The organism is Haloechinothrix aidingensis (assembly GCF_013450155.1).
GTDB classification, from domain to species: domain Bacteria; phylum Actinomycetota; class Actinomycetes; order Mycobacteriales; family Pseudonocardiaceae; genus Haloechinothrix; species Haloechinothrix aidingensis.
The window spans coordinates 517861-536725 of the sequence record NZ_JACCKD010000001.1 but is presented as its reverse complement, the minus strand read 5'-3'; the positions used below and the strand labels follow the sequence as shown (position 1 = coordinate 536725).

The window sequence follows — 18865 nt, the reverse complement described above, 5'->3', positions numbered from 1 at the left end:
TTCCTCCGTTCCACGCTCCACCACACACGCCCGAGCCCCCGGAACGACCTCGGCCGCCGTACCGCTCGCTCAACGCGTGCCCGCCAGCATTCCGAGCACGGCCTCGGAGTGGAAGAACGGCTCCAGCCTGCGCCGGACCAGCTCGGCCAGCTGCCCGTCCGCGTTCAGCGCACCGACAACGGCAGGGGCGTAACGCTGCACCTCGGTCACCAGATCGTCCCTGCTCAGGCCGAGCTCGCCGAGGAGCGCGGTAACGGTGTAACCACCGTAGGTGTCGAAGAAGACGTCGACTCCGGCCGCGATCATGGTGCGGAAGTACTCGGTGTCGCGCAGGATCGCCCAGATCTCGCTGCCGATCCCGGCCAGCTCGAGGAGGTCCTCGCGGCTGAGATAGTCGCGCAACCCGCTGACCGTGTCCTCGGCGTGCAGGTCCCACACCTCCATCGCCGCCTCGTGCAACGGCGCCTCGTCGACGGTGTGCCGGATCGCGCCACTCACCCGGCGCAGCGCGAGCTGGGTCCCCTTGCCCGCCATATCGCCGAGCAACTGATCGAGGTGGCGCGAGGTCGCACCGCGCACCTTGCTGGTCGCGCGCTCGCCGACCGACAGCAGTGAGGCCACGCCAGGCACCCGCTCGGCGAGCTCGCGGTTCTGCTGCATCACATCGGCCACCAGCTTGGTGACGAACCAGGACGCCACGGTGGCCACCACCGGACTGTCACCGAGCCGTCGCAGGATCTCCTCGTGCAGGGAACGCATCCCGAGAACCTTGGTCACCAGCGCTTCCACGTGTTCCCGCTCGACGACCTCGCCGAGCTGGTGCTCGTCGTTGGCGGCATGCCGGTAGACCGCGTCGGCGATGCCGGTGACCATGGGGTCGATGACGGCGCTGCCCGCCGGCTTGTCCAGGATCGTGTTCGCGGTGGCCTTCACCCGTTCCCGGTCCACTAGGTCGGCGAGCGTGGTCGTCGCCGCGACACCGAGCAGGTCGTCCACGTCTCTGGCAACGACCTCCGCCAGGCGGTCGCCGGTCAGCTCGCCGAGAATGAACTCCACCTGCGCGTCGAGCAGCCGGTTGGCCAACTCGGTGGACTCGACCGTCATGGCGCCTCTTTCCTGTCGGGGTAGCGGCACGCGGCATCGCCTCCCGCGGCCACACAGCTGGTGCCAGCGTATGCCCGGCGTCGGCGCGCGGACGAACGGGATGCGCGGCACGCAGCGGTCCGAGCCCGCCACACGAGCCGCTACCGGCACGGCGGGCGGACACCGAGCCGACGCGGTTGAGACGGGACACACAACGTATTGACTTCTACCTTACTCGAAGTTGGACGCTTGGCGTCATGACACAGACATACGCAGCACAGCAGAGCACGGAATCCACACCCACCCGCCTCGCTCACCGGATCAACCCGTGGCAGGCGATCGCCGTCGGCGTCGTACTGTCCGGACTGGTCAACCTGGCGCTGTACCTCATCGGGCAGCTGGCGGGAGCCACGTTCCTCGTCGCGGGCGAGTCCGGCTCGGACGAGGTGACAGCGGGGATGATCCTGCTCTTCTCCACGGTGCCGCTGGCCGTCGGGACGGCGCTTGCTGTCCTCCTCGCCAGCTGGTGGACCTGGGTACTCCGGACCGCTCAGGTCATCGGTGCGGCACTCGCGCTGGCGACGATCGCGGGCATCTTCGCGGCCGAAGCCGGCACCGGCACCGCCATCGCGCTCACCGTCATGCACGTCGTGGTCGCCGTCGCGGTGGTACTCCCCCTCGAGGTGGTGCGCCGGTCACCCCGGCACAACCGGCGCGCTGAATGACGCTTTCGCTCCATACGGGTGGTTGAATGACGCTTTCAGCCCACGAGGCGGACTGAAAGCGTCATTCAACCCGGATTGCCGCGCGGCTTGAGCCGGGTGCCGGGCAGCGGGGGCACCGGCAGCCGCGGGGTACTGCCCGAGTACCCCTCCACACGGCCGAACCGCTCGGACTCCTGCTCCCACTCCCCGGCGAAACCGACGATCTCCTCGTGACTGCGGCCTACGAAGTTCCACCACATGACGATCTCCGCACCGAACGGCTCCCCGCCGAGCAGGATGGCCCGGGCCGGCTCCGTGGACCGGTTGGCGACCGTGACCGAACGCGTGCCGGTGCCGAGATATCCGAGGTCTCCGGCATCGAGCTCCGTGCCCGCGACGGTGACACCACCCGTGCTGGCGAGGACCCCGTGTTCGAACGCGGCGTCGACATCCAGCGTCAGCACGGCCGACGGGGCCAGTACCAGCTCCGCACCCAGTAGCGGGGAGAAGGCACGCGCGGGTGAGGTGACTCCGGCCAGCTCGCCGAGGAACACCCGCACCGTGGCGCCGTCGAGCCGGACCGGCTCGGGGACATGATGCTGGAAGTCCCGTGGGGCGTCGCGGTGCTCGTCGGGCAGGGCCACCCACAGCTGCACCCCGTGCAGGATGGGGCCGCCCCGCGTAGCCACCTCCGAATGGCAGATACCTCGGCCACCGGTCATCAGGTTCAACTCGCCGGGACGCACCAGCGCGTGCACACCCGAGCTGTCCCGATGCTCGATCTCGCCCGCGAACAGCCAGGTGACGGTCTGCAGCCCGGTGTGCGGGTGCGGTGGTACGTCGACACCGCCCGTCTCGGCGATCTCATCGGGTCCGAACTGGTCGGCGAAACACCACGGGCCGACCAGCGAACGAGCACGCTGCGGCAACGTACGGCGCACGCGCATCGCACGCTGCCCGCCCAACGGCACCGACCGCGCGCTGAGTACCTCCACTCTGCCCGGCGTGGCTACCCGCGTACGGCAGGCCAGCTCCACAGGGTCGGTCTCGGTATTGCTCATCGGCTCACCACCACGATCCGATCGTATCCCGCCCCACAGGCACTCGCCGCCGGGAAAGAATTAAACATGCGTTGACTTGTGTGTGGCACGGCACTAGCATCGCTACCCGGCCGTCCGACCAGCCGACGGGAGCGAGCGCCGATGCGGATACTTCTCAGCCGGCTCGAGGCCGCAGGCACGCGCCACCCCCGTTCGGTGCTCACGGCGCTCGTCGTCGCCACGCTCGGCTTCGCGGTACTGGCATCGACCAACGAGTTCGAAGTCGACATCACGCAGCTGGGGCGGGACGACGCGGAAGCCGCACAAGCCCTGGACCGGGCCCAGGAGGACTTCGTCGATCCCTCGGCCACCGTGCAGGTGATCCTGGACGCCGGCCCCGGCGCGAACATCCTCACCGGAGCCGGATTCGGCGCCGCGGCGCAGGCCACGGACATCGCCACCGACGCACTCGGCGCCGATGTCCGCGACGGTGATCGCGGTGGGCCGCACGTGAGCTCCCTCGGTGCCGCGCTACGGGAGCAGGGGGTGGATCCGACCGCGGTCGGCGACGACACGCTCGCCGCGTCCACAGCCGAGCTGATCACCTCGAACCCGCGGCTGGCGACCCTGGTCTCCGATGATGTCGATCTCGAGGATGGCAGCGCTCGCGCCATGGTGCTCGTGCTCGGTATCGACCAGGAGCTGGCCAAGTCCGAACGCATCGAGGCGGGCGAGCGCGTACAGGCGGCGTTCGAGGACCCCGAGCCTGCCGCGCTGGGTGACATGCGCGTCACGGTCTTCAGCCTCGGGCTGTTCGACTCCGGGATGCTGGACGCCGTGCAGTCCGAGGCGCCGATGCTGTTCGCGATCGCGCTCCTCGTGGTGCTGGCCGTGCTGGCGCTGATGTACCGGTCGGTGTTCGATGTGGCCGTCGGGTTCGCCGGGCTGCTGTGCACCGTGGTATGGACGTTCGGGATCGCCGCGGTGCTCGGTCCCGCGCATCTGGGCTGGACCGGACCGCTGACCCAGCTGGCCATCATCGTGCCCGTACTGCTGGTCGGCCTGGGCATCGACTACTCCGTCCACCTCACGGCCCGCTACCGCGAGCAGCGCGCCGCTGGTGAGAACCCCGCCGATGCCGCCGGCGGCGCCCTTCGCACCGTCGGCATCGCACTCATGCTGGCCACAGTGGCCACCGCGGCCGGGTTCGCGACCACAGCGACCGCCCCGCTGCCCATGATCGCCGACTTCGGGGTCTTCGTCGCGGTCGGCGTGCTGTGCGCGTTCGCGATCATGACGCTGCTCGTCCCCGCAGCCCGTGTACTGCGAGACCACGGTGGAGCCCGGCAGCCCGGAAGGGTGCGGGAGATCGGGCTGGGGCGCCTCGCAGGCGCTCCCGTCACGCTGGCGCGCCGGGCACCGGCGCTCGGGCTCGCGGTGGCCACCCTACTGACGCTCGGATCCCTGCTGGCCGCCACGGACCTGGATACCGAGTTCGACAGGGACGACTTCGTCCCCACCGGCTCGGACATCGAAGCGACACTGACGCACCAGAAGGAGCTCTTCGGCTCCGGCGTCACCGAGACGACCTACGCGGTCGTCGACGGCGACTTCACCGACGGCGAGCTCACGGCGGCCATCCGACGGGCGCACGGCAACCTGGCGGACGTGCCGGGCGTACGCACCGTGGGCGGCACGCCGCAAGCGACGTCGGTTGTCTCGCTCGCGGCGCGTACCGGTGCGGACGTCACCGGTGAAGGAGACCTCGCCGCGGTCTACGAGCGGCTCCGCGGAACCGTCGGCGAGCAACAGGTCGGGCAGTTCCTCTCCGCGGACGACCGCGCCGGACTCGTGCACATCCGCACGACCGCGGGCGACTCCGGAGCCGAGCGGCTGCGCGCGGAGATCGAGAACGCGTTCGCCCCCGTCTCCGATACAGGGGCGAGCGTCACCGTCACCAGCGAGCCGATCATCGTCAACGGCATGAACGACGACCTCGGCCGGTTCCAGGCCCGGGCCATCGCGCTGACCCTGTCCGTGGTGCTGGGACTGCTGGTCGCGTACTACACGGCGGCGTACCGCAGGCCGGTACTCGGGGTGATCGCGATGACCCCCGCCGTGGCAGGCGCTTCGTGGACCCTCGGCACGATGTGGCTGCTCGGCATCAGCTTCAACGCGCTGACCGCGACGCTCACCGCGATCGCGATCGGTATCGGTGTCCCGTACGGGGTGCACGTCGTGAACCGGTTCACCGAAGACCGGCGTTGCGCGAGCGCCGGGGACGCGATCGCGAGGACGCTGCGCAACACCGGCGGCGCGCTCGCGGGCTCGGCGCTGACCACCCTCGGGGCGCTGGTCGTGCTGTCGTTGTCGAACCTGCCCCCTATCCGGTCCCTCGGCGTGCTCGGTGGCGCGGCGATCGCGTTCGCGCTGCTCGCCGCCACGCTGGTCGCTCCGGGGATGCTGGTGCTGTGGGCGCGCAGCCATGACGGATCCGGCCGCGGCTAGGATGGCTGCACCGTGACCGCGCCACACCAGCGGGGGCGCTCGGGCAGGCGTCCGGGCAGTCCCGACACACGCAGCCAGATCCTCGAGGCCGCTCGCACCGAGTTCGCCGAACGCGGCTACGAGATCGCCTCCATGCGAGGCATCGCCACCAGGGCCGGTGTCAACGCGGCCCTGCTGCACCACTACTTCGGCAACAAGGAGCAGCTGTTCGTCGCGGCGGTGGAGCTGCCGTTCGACCCGGACGACGTGGCCGCCGCGATGGCCACGGTCTCCCGGGAGCACCGGGGGGAACGGTTGGTGCGCACGTTCTTCGGCATATGGGAGGAGCCGAGCCACAGGGAGCCGATGCTCGCGTTGCTGCGCTCCGCGATGGCACACGAGTCCGCCGCGGCACTCCTTCGCCAGTTCGGCACCCGCGTGATGGTGCCCCGCGTCACTCCATCAGTGCAGGGGCCGGATGCCGAGCTGCGCGCCGAGGCCGCCGTCTCGCACATGATCGGGCTCGCGCTGGCGCGCTACGTCCTCGAGCTCGAACCACTCGCCTCGACGCCGCTCGACGAGCTGGTCGCCCTGGTCGGACCGGTCGTGCAGCGCTACTTCGACGGTTGAGGCTCGAGCACGACCTTCGAGTAGCCTTCCTCGCGCCGGTCGAAGCGGGCATAGGCCTCCGGGGCCTCGGCGAGCGGCATCCGCCGCGAGGCCACGAAGCTCGGCCGGGCACGACCCGCGACGATCAGGTCACGCAGCTGCCGGTTGTAGGCCTTGGCGTTGGCCTGGCCACTTCCCATCCGCAGGCCCTTCTCGAAGAAGCGGCCCATCTCGATCAGCAGCCTGCCCCGCGCGGCTTCCTCACTCGGCGCACCCGGGTCCTCGGGCAGGTACAGGCCCACAACGCCGATCGCACCCGTGGGGCGCACGGTGGCGATCAAGTCGTTGAGCACGATCGCGGGTTGCTCCTGTCCACCGGAGACCGTCGCCTGGTAGCCCACCGCGTCGACGCCCTTGTCGACACCACCCTTGGTCCGCTCGACGATCTCGCCAGGAGCGTCCTGTGTGGAGAAGTCGACAGGGACGGCACCGACCTGCTCGGCCAGCCGCAGCCGGTCACCGACCTTGTCCACGGCGTAAACCTCGGAGGCACCGCGCAGGATCGCGGAGTACACGGCCATCAGGCCGACCGGCCCCGCCCCGTAGACCGCGACGGTCTCACCGGGGGAGACATCGGCCAGCTCCGTAGCGTGGTACCCGGTCGGGAAGATGTCGGCGAGCATGGCGAAGTCGTCCTCGTGCTCGTCTCCCGGCGGCAGTGTCAAGCAGTTGAAGTCCGCGAACGGCACCCGCAGGTACTCTGCCTGCCCACCGCGGTACGGCCCCATGCCTACGTAGCCGTACGCGCCGCCCGCGCCGGGCGGGTTGACGGTGAGGCAGAAGGCGGTGTCCCCCGCGAAACAGTTGCGGCAGAATCCGCAGGCCACGTTGAACGGCAGGCTCACCCGGTCACCGCGCCGCACACTCGTCACGCCGGATCCGGTGTCCTCGACGATGCCCATGTTCTCGTGACCGAACACGATCCCCGGTTCGGCGACCGTACGCCCCTCGTACATGTGCAGATCGGATCCGCAGATCGCCGTGGAGGTGATCCGGACCAGCGCATCGGTCGGCTGTTCGAGCTCCGGGTCCGGCACCTGCTCCACCTGCACATCATGGGCACCCTGGTACACAACTGCCCGCATACTCGGCTCCCTCGTCGGCTACTGCTCGGACACGACCCGGCTACCCGCCACAGCGGGCCGGTACGCATCGGCCGGTCAGCACCGTCGGCACGCACACCTCACGCCCCGTCGCCGGGTGGCGGGCGCAGGCCGTTCCACCGTTCGGCGATCGCGGACCACCGGCGACGGATGCGCATGCCCACCTCGCTGAGCGGCGCCACCGCGTAGCGGGAGGGAGCGAGGGCGCCTCAGCCTGCCAGCCACTCCTTGGCCTCGCGCAGCCCCTCGGGCGTGAGCTCGTGACCACCCTCGTGCCGGTGCGTGCGTACCTCGGCCGACCGCTCCCGGAGCAGCGTCACCAGGCGGTCGGTCGAGTCCACCGGCGCCATCGGGTCGCGCGTGCCGTTCGACAGGAACACGCGAGTGCCGGTGAGGTCGTGCGCGGGCGGCTCCGGGTGCGGCAGCATCGCCGCGAACGCCGCGACCTCGCGGAGCGCGTCCGGACGCAGTAGGGCGAGCGCGGCCGACTCCGGGCTCAACTCCGCGGCCACCGGGAGCAGGTCATCGGGACCACCCCCGTCCCGTGCAGCAGCAACAGCACGGGACCGGCAGGGTCACCGTCGACGAACCGGTGCTCGAGGGACAGCTGGTGTGTCGTCATCCTCGCTCAGCGGCTCCTTCCCGTGCGGCGATGGCCTCGGCCACCTCCGGGTTGTTCTCGTCCGGCAGGTTCAGCGCGGGCAACGCGGCCTCGATCTGCGCGCGGTCCGGCTCCAGCCACGGCGGCAGCTTGAGGGAGCGTCCGAGCTCGAGCAGTGGCTCGTCGGCTGTGAACCCGATGTCCTCGGTGGCCAGCTCGAGGAGGGTGCCTCCCGGTTCGCGGAAGTAGATCGAGTGGAAGTACTGCCTGTCCAGGATCGAGGTCACCTGAACACCCTTACCGGCAAGCTCCGCACGCCAGGCTCGCTGCGTCGCATCGTCCGGGACCCGCCACGCGACGTGATGCACCGTCCCGCCCGCGACGAGGCCCTGCGGCGCGTCCGGCGTGACGAGAACGTCCACGATGGTTCCCGGACCACCCTCGCCCGCTTCGAAGCGGAACCTGTTGCCGTCCTGGTGCGAGAACCGCAGCCCCAGCCCGTCGGTGAACATTCCCGCGGTGGACTCCTCGTCGCGTACCGAGAGGGTGACCGAGTGCAGCCCGCGGATCGCGCGTTCGGCGGGCACCGCCGGGGTGTCCCACGGCTCACGCGGGTCCCCCTGCGGGTGTGCTACCAGGGAGATGGCAAGCCCGTCCGGGTCGTGGAAGGTCAGCGCCTCCTCGCTGTCCGCGGTGCGCACCCTGCTGGTCTCCACACCGGCCGCCTCCAGGTGCTGCTTCCACCAGCCGATCGAGTCCTCCGGCACGGAGAACGACGTCGTGGTGGCCTGGCCGGCGCCGTGGCGGCCGCCGGGCACGCCCTTCCAGGGGAAGAAGGTGAGCAAGCTACCGGGTCGTCCCGCCTCGTCGCCGTAGTACAGGTGATACGTGCCGGGATCGTCGAAGTTGACCGTCGTCTTGACCATGCGCAGCCCGAGCGTGCGCAGGTAGAAGTCCACGTTGCGCTGCGGGTCACCACCGATCGCTGTCACGTGGTGCAGCCCGCTGGTCGCGATCGCCATGATCGCATCACCTCGATCCTTCCGGCAGGCGCCGGGCGCGTGCCGACCTCAGTGTCGTATTCCTTCGTCCAACCGGCCACTCCGCACGGGGAGCGGGCAATGTAGTTGAACTATCAACTTTATGGTAGCGGATGTAGATGACATGTCAACAACTGCGGTAGGCTGCCGGCATATGGCCGGTACCCGATGGCTCTCCAAGAGCGAGCAGCGCACCTGGCGCAGCTTCCTGGCGATGCACGGGCAGTTGGCCGCGCGGCTGAACAGGCAGCTGCAGCGCGACTCCGGGCTCTCTCTCGCCGACTTCGACGTCCTCGCGCAGCTCACCGACCGCGCCGACGCGCGCGGCGCCTACGTCATGCTCACCGCCACCGGCCGGGACGTCATCGAGCGGGCCGCGCCGAAGCACACCGAGACCGTCCGCCTGCTGCTGTTCGACCACCTCACCGAGGCGGAGCTGGATACCCTGCGCACCATCTCCGAACGGGTCGTCGCCCGGCTCGACGCCGCCGATTCCGCGGAGTGAGCACTCCGGATGCGCCAGCGCCACGCAGCCCCGACAATGACTGGCCGGGCCGTCCGAAGCCCGGCTGTACGCATACAGCGGCACTACAGCCACGTGACTCGTACGAGGAGGCGCCCATGCCCGAGCACACCTACCGGGTCACCGAGATCGTCGGCAGCTCCGGTGAGAGCATCGACGACGCGATCCGCGGCGGGGTCCGGCGCGCGGGCCAGACACTCCGCGGTCTCGACTGGTTCGAGGTCTCCGAGATTCGAGGCCATATCGAGAACGGCGAGGTCGCGCACTACCAGGTCTGCATGAAAGTCGGCTTCCGGCTGGAAGACCCCGGCTGACCGGCTCGCCCCTGCCGGCAGTCAACGCAACCGCAGCGGGGCGAAGAACCAGGCTGTGGCGAACACCAGCGCGACAAGGGTCGCGATCACGATCATCGGGACGAGGCCGAAGATCACTTTGACCATGAGCGCGATCGTCGCTGTGACCGCGAGCGCGATGCATACCAGGCCGACCAGTACGAGGCGGTTGCCGTACCGCAGGATCTCGTGCCGGCGGCCGGAGCGGAACAGCACACGGTGCCAGGCCGCCGGGGCGCTCAGCATCGCCGTGGCGAGCACGGCCAGCAGCACGGCCGCCAGGTGCAGCCCCTGCTCGAAGCCACTGGCCTTGCGGAACAGCGGGGTGAACGCCACGGCGAGCAAGAACCCGAACAGGATCTGCACGCCGGTCTGGGCGACGCGCAGCTCGCCGAGCAGTTCGTTGACGTTGCGCGCGAGGCGCTGCTTCTCGGTCTCGTCCTCGTCGTGATCCGGCACGGACCAAGGCTAAGCTCACCGGCCACGGCTCGATCGGCACGGGCCCCGGGTCCGGTCACGGCACCGTGCTCAGCGGCCACACCCGGCCGGTCGAGCTGTCGATCAGGGCGGCGCGCTCGACCCGCGCGGTGAGCGGGAGAACCTCGTAGACCGCCGTTGCCACGGTGGGCAGCCAGCCGGCCTGCGCACGTGGCGCGAGCGAGGCGTGCGGCAACCACCGGCCGCGCTCGTAGTGCATGTGCACCAGGGCCCCCGTAGCGCGTGCCGCCTCGACCACCGCCTGCTGGCGCGTCACCAGGTCGGGAGGTACCGCCGGAACCAGGCAGGCCCGCCCACGGCGGAAGGTGCCGAGCGCGTCGAACGTGACCTCGAACGGGCCACCGTCACCGAGACCGTGCACCGCCGCGCGCACCGCGTCCAGGTCCCAGCGCAGCAACACGACGTAGGACATGTGCGGCACGTGCAGGCCGTGTGTGTGCGAGCGCAGCGTCGGTATCCCACGTGCCTCCAACCTGTCCCACAGCCCCCGAAGGGCGCGTTCGGTCGCGCGGTCGAACAGCAGGCACACTCCAAGGGCCATGTCCCGGACCGTACTTGCCGGCACCCCGCTGCGCGGGCCACCGCGACCGCCTGCGCGGAGACCGGAGACAATAGGAGCATGGTGGCTCCGTCGGCTCCCCCAACGACCCTGCGGATCGGCCCGTACCAGGTCGATCCGCCGGTGGTGCTCGCCCCGATGGCCGGCATCACCAACGTCGCCTTCCGCAGGCTGTGCCGCGAGTACGGGGCAGGCCTGTACGTCTGCGAGATGATCACCAACCGGGCACTCGTCGAGCGGCACCCCGGCACGATGCACCTGGTCACCTTCGATCGCGCCGAATACCCACGCTCGATGCAGCTCTACGGGGTCGACCCGGAGACCATGTACCGCGCGGCCCGCATGGTGGCCGAGGAGAACCTCGCCGACCACATCGACATGAACTTCGGCTGCCCGGTACCCAAGGTCACCCGCAAGGGCGGCGGTGCGGCCCTGCCGTTCAAGCGCAAGCTGTTCGGAGACGTCGTCGCCGCAGCTGTGCGCGCCGCCGAACCCGCGGGCATCCCTGTGACGGTGAAGTTCCGCATCGGCATCGACGACGGCCACCACACGCACCTGGACGCGGGGCGGATCGCCGAGGCCGAGGGTGCCTCCGCGGTGGCACTGCACGCCCGCACCGCGGCCCAGCGTTACTCGGGCCAGGCCGACTGGTCGGCGATCGCGGCGCTGAAGGAAGCGGTGACCACCGTTCCGGTACTCGGCAACGGCGACATCTTCGCCGCCTCCGACGCCCCGCGCATGATGTCCGAAACCGGATGCGACGGAGTGGTCGTCGGCAGGGGATGCCTCGGCCGGCCGTGGCTGTTCGGCGAGCTCGAGGCGGTGTTCGCGGGCAGGCCCGTACCGGAGGGGCCCACGCTCGGTGAGGTCGCGCGCGTGCTTCGCAGGCACGCCGAGCTGCTCGCCGAGCACGACGGTGAGGACAAGGGCATGCGCGACCTGCGCAAGCACATGGCCTGGTACTTCCGCGGTTTCCCCGTCGGGGGTGAGCTGCGCCAGTCGCTCGCCAGGGTGTCCTCGCTCGCCGAGCTGGACGACCTGCTCGGCAAGCTGGACGCCGACGTCCCGTTCCCCTCCGAGGCCGAAGGGCCGCGCGGGCGGCAGGGCACGGCCTCCAGGGTGGTGCTGCCGCACGGTTGGCTGGACGACCCGGACGACCGGTGCGTGCCCACCGCCGCGGAGGTCATGCACTCGGGTGGTTGAGCCCGGCTCGAGCCAGGGGTGCGCGTGCTCGACGGGCCCGCTGGTTCTCCTCGGCGACCCCACGCGAGGTCGTGAAGGGGCGCCGCGCATCCGAATGCATGTGCGAATGGTTGTGCACTTACGGTAATCATATTCACCTGACCTGCGAAAGGTTGCCCGCCTTTCGGGTGATATTGGGTCGTTGGGCGTCCTAATACCTCAAGCTGCGCCTCCTGCTGGACGAGAACGTTCACGTGAGAGAGGCAGGTACGGTGCCACATCGACTGAGCGCGATCGGGACGGGTGAGGTGCAGGCAGCCACCGAAGCGGGGCGCGAGTACGCCGCGCGCGGCCGTGCGACTCCCCCGCGGCAGGTGGACTACGCGGTCGACAACGACCTACAGGGATTCGGAGCTCGACCCTCGCTGCCCGCTTACCCCGTCGATCTCGTCGAGCTCCACGAGTCGATCGCCAACCTGCTCGCGGCGCAGCAGAACTGGGAGGGGGCCTACGCGCACCTGCAGACCGCGTTGCGGCTGGCACGTGACCACGACTGCGGCGCACTCCGGCTTCCCGAGCAGCACCAGCGTGAGGTCGCCGAGTTGCGCAAAGCGCATGAGCAAGCGCTCGACGCGAGCATGCGGGACGAGCTGACCGCGACCTACAACCGGCGCTACCTGCACAGGCAGCTCGTCGACCTGCTCGCCGACCAGGTCGACATCGAACGCGGGGTCGCGATCGCACTGATCGACCTCGACCATTTCAAGGACGTCAACGACACCTACGGGCACGCGCTCGGGGACAGGGTGCTGCAGCGAGTGGTGTCCCTGCTGCAGGCCGAGTTACCCGACGGGGGTTTCTGCGCCCGCTACGGAGGTGAGGAGTTCGTACTCGTACTACCGAACATCAGCGCACGCCAGGCTGTGACCACTCTGGAGCGCACGCGCGCACGCGTGGCCGACCACCCGTGGCCCACGCTCGCCGACGGCCTGCACGTGACCGTCAGCGCGGGCCTGGTGCACCACGCGATTCGCAGCGGCGTGGGCACCGTCCGCCCGGAGACCAACGACGCCGAACGCCAGCTCCGTCGCGCCGACGACCTGCTGTACGCGGCCAAACGGTCCGGGCGTAACACGGTGGCTTACCGTAAGGACGGGGCGATCCGGCTCGCGGGTCTCGACGACGACTGCCGCTGACGGCGCGGCGCGGGTTTCCCGGGGCGAATGCGCCCCCTGCTGACCCGGCCAGGCCGCGACCACCAGCCCGGCCAACGAACGGGCCGACCGGACGCTGAGTAACTCGCAGTGTGCGAATACACCCGATAGTGTCGTCACCAAGGTTCAACAGCAGTACTATTTACCGCGATCCATGCGCGACGTAACTACGACGTGCACCGCGTCGTGGACGCATACGGCGAAGGGAGGCTGAGTGCCAGACGACCCGCGAACGTCGGGCACCGGCCCCCAGCCGCCCGGCGCGCGACACCCGAACCAGCAACCACCCCGGCCTGCCGGGAACACGCCGCCCTCCCCTCCCCCGCCCGCGCGCGACGACGGGGGTGGCCGTCGCCGCGCGCAGGACACCAGCGACGGCGTCAACGCCGCCGACCTCATTCACCGGCTCACCGGCAAGCGGCCCGACTTCCCACCACCGGCTACCCCGCAACCTCCACAGGCCCCGCAACCTCCGCAGGCCACGCAACCTCCACAGGCCGCGCAACCTCCACCCCCGCAGGCACGGCCACCGCAGGCACCTGCCGGGGATACACAGCGCAGCCGGCACGGGCCGCCCGCGGCCCCGCAGGGACCTCCCGGCGGGCCCCGACCACCCACGGGCCCGCAACCGCCCCAGGGATGGGAACCACGTACCACTCCGCAACCACCCCCGGCAGCACGGCGCCCGCAAGCACCGGCCGAACCACCCCCGCCCCCACCCCGAAGATCGCCTCCCCAGCGAAACGCCGTCCCGCACCATGCCCCGCCCCCGCAGGGCCCGCAGGCCCGGCAACGCGGCGGACCCGCGTCCCGGCCGCCCGCACCACGCGGCAGGGCACCGCAACGGCCCGCGCAGCACGGTCACGCGGGGTCGCTGCTCGGGCCGCTGAACATCTCGCACGAGGAGTCGCCCGCGCACCTGTCCGCGCAGGACTCCAGCAGCGTGACACGCCACGTGCTGGCTCCGGCGCTGGTGAGGTCGGTCGTCGACACCGATTCCGGGAACAGCGACGAGCACGGGCCGGACGGCGAGGTACCGGGGCTCGACGTCGTCGAGGTCACCGACGTACTGCCGACCGTCACTGCCCGCATGCCCCCGGAACGCGCGCGGGCCGCCGACCAGCGGGCCGCTACGGCCGTGGAGCCCGACCCCGGCCACAGCGGCGGTGACGACCCGGATCCGCACGAGGACGACGAAGCAGGCGAGGCTGCCACGGAGACGCCGGACCGGCCGGTACTCACCCGCCTGCAGGAGAAGCGCAGGCGCACGCGCAACCGGACGCTGCTCGCCACGCGGGCGGCGGTGTTCATCCTCGCGATGATCGTCGTGCTCGCCGTCGGGGGCGCGTGGGGAGGTATCGCCTACTACGACGACCGGTTCGACGAGGTCTCCGCCCTCGACCCCGACTCCCCGGCGATCCAGGACGCAGCCGCCCAGCAGGGGGACTCGAATTACCTGATCATCGGCTCGGACACCCGCGAAGGGCTCGACGCGGAGGCCGGGCACGGAACCGAGGAGGACATCGCCGGGTCGCGTGCGGACACCATCATGCTCGCGCACGTCCCCGCGGGCGAGGACCGCGCGGTTTTCGTCTCCTTCCCCCGTGACCTCGAGATCGACCTGGACGGCTGCGAGCAGTGGGACGACAAGACGCGGGAGTACTCCGCCGAGACCGTGCACGAGGCCGAGCAGGTCAAGCTCGCGGAAGCGTACTCCATGGGCGGACCGCGCTGCGTCACCAAGGTCATCCAAGGCATCTCCGGACTGCGGGTGAACCATTTCGTCGGCGTCGACTTCCGCGGGTTCACCGGTATGGTCGACGCCGTGGGCGGGGTCCCGGTCACGGTGGAGGAGCCCATCATCGACGATGTGCTCGGGGTCGTCATCGACGAGCCGGGCACGCACGTCCTCTCCGGAACACGAGCGCTCGACTTCGTCCGTGCCAGGCACGTACACGGCGACCCGACGTCCGACTACGGGCGCATGCAGCGCCAGCAGCAGTTCATCTCCGCGCTGCTGAACTCGGCGGTGTCCAGGGACGTCGTCCTCGACCCGCGCAGGATGAAGCGTTTCGTCACCGCGTTCACCAACGCCACGTTCGGGGACAACGTCGCGATGGACGACATGCTCACGCTCGTCCACTCGCTGAAGTCGACCGGGGTCGAATCGATCGACTTCATCACCGTGCCCACCACGGGATTCTCGAACGCACGCGGCAACGAGGTCCTCCTCGAAGGCGAAGCCAGTGAGCTCTTCGGGGCGCTGATACGCAACGAGCCGCTCCCCGGTACCGACTCCTGAGCTCGGGGTCCGGACGCGAACCGCGGCGAGCACGCCGGTCCAGCACCCTCGCCACGCTCGCGCGCCCGCGCAGTGCGCCTGAAGTCCGATGTTTGACATGAGACCATTTATGTCTCACTCTCAAGACATGGAAGCAGCTACGTTTCACGGGTTCGCGGCGCGATCGGGTGAGCCGTGGCGGGACCCGTTCGGGATGTACGCGTACCTGCGCGAACACGACCCGGTCCATCACGTCGAGCGGGGTGACTTCTGGGTGCTGTCCCGCTACGCCGACGTGTCCGCCGCCGCGCGGGACACCGCCACGTTCTCCTCGGCGCAGGGGCTGACCTTCACCTACGGCGACCAGGAAGCGGCCGGGCTGGACGCCGCCACACCCATGGTGTTCCTCGACCCGCCCGAGCACACCGCGTTCCGTAGGCTGATCAGCAAGGGGTTCACGCCGCGCCGGGTGGAGTCGATCGAGCCCGCGGTGCGTTCGTTCGTCATCGAGCGGTTGGAGCGGCTCGCCGGGCGCGACGAGGTGGACATCGTCGCCGAGCTGTTCAAGCCGATGCCGAGCTTCGTCGTCGCGCACTACCTCGGGGTTCCACCGGCCGACCGGGCGAAGTTCGACCGCTGGACCGACGACATCGTGGCGGCCAACGCCCACGGCGGGCCGCTCACCGCCCGCGATTCGGTCGGCGAGCTGTTCGACTACTTCCAGCACCTCGTCCGGCGCCGCCGCGCCGAACCAGCCGACGACACCATCTCCGACCTGATCCGCGTCTTCGGCGACGACGAGGAGCACGGCCTGATCCGCATCCTCGGGTTCGCGTTCACCATGGTCGCGGGCGGGAACGACACCACGACCGGCCTGCTCGGCCCCGGGGCCGAGCTACTGACCGACCATCCGGAACAGCGTGACACCCTCGCCGAGGACCCGGCGCTCATCCCGGACGCCATCGACGAGCTGCTGCGGCTGACCAGCCCGGTGCAAGGCCTGGCGCGCACCACGACACGGGACGTCGAGCTGCACGGCACAACCGTCCCCGCGGGCCGCAAGGTGCTGCTGCTGTATGCCTCGGCCAACCGGGACCCGCGCCAGTACGGCCCGGACGCCGAGAGCCTGGACATCACCCGCAGGCCGCGGCACATCCTCTCGTTCAGCGTCGGACCGCACCATTGCATCGGCGCGTCCGCCGCCCGCCTGCAGGCCCGCGTCGCGCTGGAGGAGCTGCTCACCAGGCACCCCCGCTTCGAGGTCGACGCCACCCGCGGGGTGTTCGCCGGCGGCCACTACGTGCGGCGTTACCAGAGCCTGCCCTGCTACCTCGGGGGCACGGCATGAGCACACCGTGGCTGCGCACCGAACGCACCGAGCTGGCGGCCGAACGGATCCTGGACGCCGCCGAGCGGGTCTTCGCCGAGCGCGGGGTGGCTGCCACCGAGATGAGCCACATCGCCACGGCCGCAGGCTGCTCCCGGGCCACGCTGTACCGCTACTTCGACGGCAAGCACGAGGTGCGCGTCGCCTTCATGCACCGGCAGACACGGCGGCTCGCGCACCGCATCGCCGAGCAGGTCGGTGCGATCGCCGACCCCGCCTTTCGCCTGGCCGAGGCGATCCGTGGCGCGCTGCGGGAGGTGCGCGACACGCCGGCGCTGGCAGCCTGGTTCACCCACCCGGACAGCGGCGTCACCGGCGAGCTAGCCGGGTCCTCCCCGGTGATCCAGTCCCTGTGCGCCGCCTTCTTCGGCGACCCCACGGACCGGGACAACCAGGACAGGGCCAACTGGTTGCTGCGTATCATCATCTCGCTGCTCAGCAACCCGGGCCGGGACGAGGCCGAGGAACGCCGCATGATCGAACGTTTCGCCGTCCCCGCGCTGCTCGGCGACCGGCACGGCGCCGTGCACGGGGACCGGTGAGGGCGGCCGCCGGACCGTCACCCGGCCCGTCGCGCCGTGCCCGTCACCACGCGCTCCCGCGCCCTCGACGAGAAATTCCCTCGTTGTTTACCCGGCGGCACGGCAGTGTGCCGGGTAGAGCCGTAAAATGGTCACCATGCGCGAGGCTTACCACGTCGAGCTGGACCGGCTCGCAGACAAACTGGCCAGCATGTCCGGGATGGTCGCGAATGCGATGGAGCTGGCGACCAAGTCACTGCTGGAGACCGACCTGCAGCTCGCTGAACAGGTCATCAGTGACGACGAGCACGTCGACGACACTCGCGCGCAGTGCGAGGAGCAGGCGTACTCGCTGCTTGCCCTGCAGGCTCCGGTGGCGACCGAGCTGCGTAAGGTACTCGCGGTGATCCACGCCGCCGAGAGCCTCGAACGCATGGGGGACCTGGCGCTGCACGTCGCGCGCACCGCCCGCCGCCGGCACCCCGACCCGGTGTTGCCCCCCGAGGTGACCCCGTACTTCGCGGAGATGGGCAAGGTCGCGGTGCGGCTGGCCCGCCAGACCGAGGAGATCATCAAGACGACCGACGTGGACGCCGCTCGCGCTCTGGAGTCCGCCGACGACGAGGTCGACAACATCCACCGCCACCTGTTCACCGTCATCATGGACAAGAACTGGCCGCACGGGGTCGCCGCCGCCGTGGACACCACGCTGCTCGGCCGCTTCTACGAGCGCTACGCCGACCACGCCGTATCGGTCGCCAACCGGATGATCTTCGTCGTCACCGGCAAGATGCCCGGCTACAACAGCGACGAGGACCTGTAGCAGGGCACCGACCCGGCGCTGGGCGCGGGGATCAGCCGAAGCGGCCGGATATGTAGTCTTCCGTGGCTTGCTCGTCGGGGTTGGAGAAGATCTTCTCGGTGTCGTTGAACTCGACGAGCCTGCCGGGCTCGCCGACGCCGGGCACGTTGAAGAACCCTGTCTCGTCCGAGACCCGGGCTGCCTGCTGCATGTTGTGCGTGACGATGACGATCGTGTAGTCCTTCTTCAACTCGCTGATCAGGTCCTCGATCGCCAGTGTGGAGATCGGGTCCAGCGCCGAGCACGGCTCGTCCATCAACAGCACGTCCGGCTGCACCGCGATCGCACGCGCGATGCACAGGCGCTGCTGCTGCCCACCCGACAGCCCCCCACCAGGCTTGCTCAGCCGGTCCTTGACCTCGTTCCACAGGTTCGCGCCCCGCAGCGCCTGCTCCGCGATCTCGTCGAGCTGCTTCTTGTTCCGCGTTCCCGCGAGCTTCAGCCCGGCGACCACGTTGTCTCTGATCGACATCGTGGGGAACGGGTTCGGGCTCTGGAAGACCATGCCGACGGTCCGACGCACCTGCACCGGGTCGACCGACGAGGCGTAGATGTTCTCGCCGTCCAGCAGTACCTGGCCCTCCACGCGGGCCCCCGGTACGACCTCGTGCATCCGGTTGAGCGTGCGCAGCATAGTGGACTTGCCACACCCCGACGGACCGATGAAGGCCGTTACCTGCTTCGGTGGCACGTGCAGCGTCACATCGTCCACGGCACGGAACTTGCCGTAGTAGATGTTGACGTCCTTGACGTCGATTCGCTTCGCCATCGTCTGTTAC

General features: G+C 69.9%; 18 protein-coding genes and 1 pseudogene. 11 read left to right on the top strand and 8 right to left on the bottom strand.

What is annotated here, in order from left to right:
* Positions 1-69: 69 nt before the first annotated feature.
* Entirely contained in the window at positions 70-1104 is a 1035-nt protein-coding gene (locus H0B56_RS02620) for a hypothetical protein (protein WP_180891297.1), read from the bottom strand.
* A 236-nt stretch (positions 1105-1340) separates the two neighbouring features.
* On the opposite strand from H0B56_RS02620, the gene H0B56_RS02615 reads away from it, so the two are divergent.
* On the top strand, positions 1341-1808 hold the full coding sequence (locus H0B56_RS02615; RefSeq protein WP_180891296.1) for a DUF6069 family protein: 468 nt from the start codon (positions 1341-1343) through the stop codon (positions 1806-1808).
* 65 nt (positions 1809-1873) lie between these two features.
* Here the strand turns inward: H0B56_RS02615 and H0B56_RS02610 are convergent, their stop codons facing one another.
* Entirely contained in the window at positions 1874-2848 is a 975-nt protein-coding gene (locus H0B56_RS02610; RefSeq protein ID WP_180891295.1) for a pirin family protein, read from the bottom strand.
* A 141-nt stretch (positions 2849-2989) separates the two neighbouring features.
* Here H0B56_RS02610 and H0B56_RS02605 point away from each other — a divergent pair, with 141 nt between their 5' ends.
* Together H0B56_RS02605 and H0B56_RS23390 are read left to right on the top strand one after the other, a co-directional pair.
* Positions 2990-5335 (top strand): efflux RND transporter permease subunit, encoded by a 2346-nt coding sequence (locus H0B56_RS02605; RefSeq protein WP_180891294.1) that lies wholly within the window; start codon positions 2990-2992, stop codon positions 5333-5335.
* Positions 5336-5347: 12 nt separating this feature from the next.
* A complete protein-coding gene (locus tag H0B56_RS23390; RefSeq protein WP_180891293.1) occupies positions 5348-5944 on the top strand; it encodes a TetR/AcrR family transcriptional regulator in 597 nt (198 codons plus the stop codon).
* Here the strand turns inward: H0B56_RS23390 and H0B56_RS02595 are convergent.
* The 3 genes and pseudogenes from H0B56_RS02595 to H0B56_RS02585 form a co-directional block, all read right to left on the bottom strand.
* The gene (locus H0B56_RS02595; RefSeq protein ID WP_180891292.1) at positions 5929-7068 is read right to left on the bottom strand and encodes a glutathione-independent formaldehyde dehydrogenase; all 1140 of its coding nucleotides are present in this window, start codon (positions 7066-7068) and stop codon (positions 5929-5931) included. The genes H0B56_RS23390 and H0B56_RS02595 overlap by 16 nt on opposite strands.
* Positions 7069-7295: 227 nt before the next feature.
* A pseudogene (locus H0B56_RS02590) lies at positions 7296-7708 on the bottom strand (alpha/beta hydrolase).
* Positions 7705-8709 carry a ring-cleaving dioxygenase gene (locus tag H0B56_RS02585; protein ID WP_180891291.1) on the bottom strand — a complete coding sequence of 335 codons (1005 nt, stop codon included), beginning with the start codon at positions 8707-8709 and terminating at the stop codon, positions 7705-7707. Before H0B56_RS02585 ends, H0B56_RS02590 begins: the two are co-directional and overlap by 4 nt.
* Before the next feature lie 172 nt (positions 8710-8881).
* Between H0B56_RS02585 and H0B56_RS02580 the strand changes: the two genes are divergently transcribed.
* Positions 8882-9232: a MarR family transcriptional regulator gene (locus H0B56_RS02580; RefSeq protein ID WP_180891290.1), complete on the top strand. Its 351-nt coding sequence runs from the start codon at positions 8882-8884 to the stop codon at positions 9230-9232.
* Between the two features lie 116 nt (positions 9233-9348).
* Positions 9349-9564 (top strand): dodecin, encoded by a 216-nt coding sequence (locus H0B56_RS02575; protein ID WP_180891289.1) that lies wholly within the window; start codon positions 9349-9351, stop codon positions 9562-9564.
* Between the two features lie 21 nt (positions 9565-9585).
* Here the strand turns inward: H0B56_RS02575 and H0B56_RS02570 are convergent, their stop codons facing one another.
* On the bottom strand, positions 9586-10041 hold the full coding sequence (locus H0B56_RS02570; protein ID WP_180891288.1) for a DUF6328 family protein: 456 nt from the start codon (positions 10039-10041) through the stop codon (positions 9586-9588).
* Positions 10042-10096: 55 nt separating this feature from the next.
* Complete coding sequence (locus H0B56_RS02565) at positions 10097-10621, bottom strand: 2'-5' RNA ligase family protein (RefSeq protein ID WP_180891287.1); 525 nt, start codon at positions 10619-10621, stop codon at positions 10097-10099.
* A gap of 78 nt (positions 10622-10699) precedes the next feature.
* Here H0B56_RS02565 and dusB point away from each other — a divergent pair, with 78 nt between their 5' ends.
* The 6 genes from dusB (at position 10700) to phoU (ending at position 18047) form a co-directional block, all read left to right on the top strand.
* Positions 10700-11842, top strand: a complete 1143-nt coding sequence (gene dusB / locus H0B56_RS02560; protein WP_180891286.1) for a tRNA dihydrouridine synthase DusB — start codon at positions 10700-10702, stop codon at positions 11840-11842.
* A 251-nt stretch (positions 11843-12093) separates the two neighbouring features.
* Positions 12094-13017: a GGDEF domain-containing protein gene (locus H0B56_RS02555; RefSeq protein WP_343063723.1), complete on the top strand. Its 924-nt coding sequence runs from the start codon at positions 12094-12096 to the stop codon at positions 13015-13017.
* Positions 13018-13249: 232 nt separating this feature from the next.
* Positions 13250-15337, top strand: a complete 2088-nt coding sequence (locus H0B56_RS23385; protein ID WP_180891285.1) for an LCP family glycopolymer transferase — start codon at positions 13250-13252, stop codon at positions 15335-15337.
* A 127-nt stretch (positions 15338-15464) separates the two neighbouring features.
* Entirely contained in the window at positions 15465-16664 is a 1200-nt protein-coding gene (locus H0B56_RS02545; protein ID WP_219632099.1) for a cytochrome P450, read from the top strand.
* Entirely contained in the window at positions 16661-17245 is a 585-nt protein-coding gene (locus H0B56_RS02540) for a TetR/AcrR family transcriptional regulator (RefSeq protein ID WP_180891283.1), read from the top strand. The genes H0B56_RS02545 and H0B56_RS02540 overlap by 4 nt, the downstream gene beginning before the upstream one ends.
* 136 nt (positions 17246-17381) lie before the next feature.
* Positions 17382-18047, top strand: a complete 666-nt coding sequence (gene phoU / locus H0B56_RS02535; RefSeq protein ID WP_180891282.1) for a phosphate signaling complex protein PhoU — start codon at positions 17382-17384, stop codon at positions 18045-18047.
* 31 nt (positions 18048-18078) lie between these two features.
* Here phoU and pstB read toward each other — a convergent pair whose 3' ends face one another.
* Positions 18079-18855, bottom strand: a complete 777-nt coding sequence (pstB, locus tag H0B56_RS02530; protein ID WP_180891281.1) for a phosphate ABC transporter ATP-binding protein PstB — start codon at positions 18853-18855, stop codon at positions 18079-18081.
* Positions 18856-18865: the final 10 nt, after the last annotated feature.

Excerpts from the sequence above, each read along its gene's own strand:
- H0B56_RS02620 (WP_180891297.1), bottom strand. The coding sequence starts at position 1,104 with ATGACGGTCGAGTCCACCGAGTTGGCCAACCGGCTGCTCGACGCGCAG.
- H0B56_RS02615 (WP_180891296.1), top strand. The coding sequence starts at position 1,341 with ATGACACAGACATACGCAGCACAGCAGAGCACGGAATCCACACCCACC.
- H0B56_RS02610 (WP_180891295.1), bottom strand. The coding sequence starts at position 2,848 with ATGAGCAATACCGAGACCGACCCTGTGGAGCTGGCCTGCCGTACGCGG.
- H0B56_RS02605 (WP_180891294.1), top strand. The coding sequence starts at position 2,990 with ATGCGGATACTTCTCAGCCGGCTCGAGGCCGCAGGCACGCGCCACCCC.
- H0B56_RS02595 (WP_180891292.1), bottom strand. The coding sequence starts at position 7,068 with ATGCGGGCAGTTGTGTACCAGGGTGCCCATGATGTGCAGGTGGAGCAG.
- H0B56_RS02585 (WP_180891291.1), bottom strand. The coding sequence starts at position 8,709 with ATGGCGATCGCGACCAGCGGGCTGCACCACGTGACAGCGATCGGTGGT.
- H0B56_RS02580 (WP_180891290.1), top strand. The coding sequence starts at position 8,882 with ATGGCCGGTACCCGATGGCTCTCCAAGAGCGAGCAGCGCACCTGGCGC.
- H0B56_RS02575 (WP_180891289.1), top strand. The coding sequence starts at position 9,349 with ATGCCCGAGCACACCTACCGGGTCACCGAGATCGTCGGCAGCTCCGGT.
- H0B56_RS02565 (WP_180891287.1), bottom strand. The coding sequence starts at position 10,621 with ATGGCCCTTGGAGTGTGCCTGCTGTTCGACCGCGCGACCGAACGCGCC.
- dusB (WP_180891286.1), top strand. The coding sequence starts at position 10,700 with ATGGTGGCTCCGTCGGCTCCCCCAACGACCCTGCGGATCGGCCCGTAC.
- H0B56_RS02545 (WP_219632099.1), top strand. The coding sequence starts at position 15,465 with ATGGAAGCAGCTACGTTTCACGGGTTCGCGGCGCGATCGGGTGAGCCG.
- H0B56_RS02540 (WP_180891283.1), top strand. The coding sequence starts at position 16,661 with ATGAGCACACCGTGGCTGCGCACCGAACGCACCGAGCTGGCGGCCGAA.
- phoU (WP_180891282.1), top strand. The coding sequence starts at position 17,382 with ATGCGCGAGGCTTACCACGTCGAGCTGGACCGGCTCGCAGACAAACTG.
- pstB (WP_180891281.1), bottom strand. The coding sequence starts at position 18,855 with ATGGCGAAGCGAATCGACGTCAAGGACGTCAACATCTACTACGGCAAG.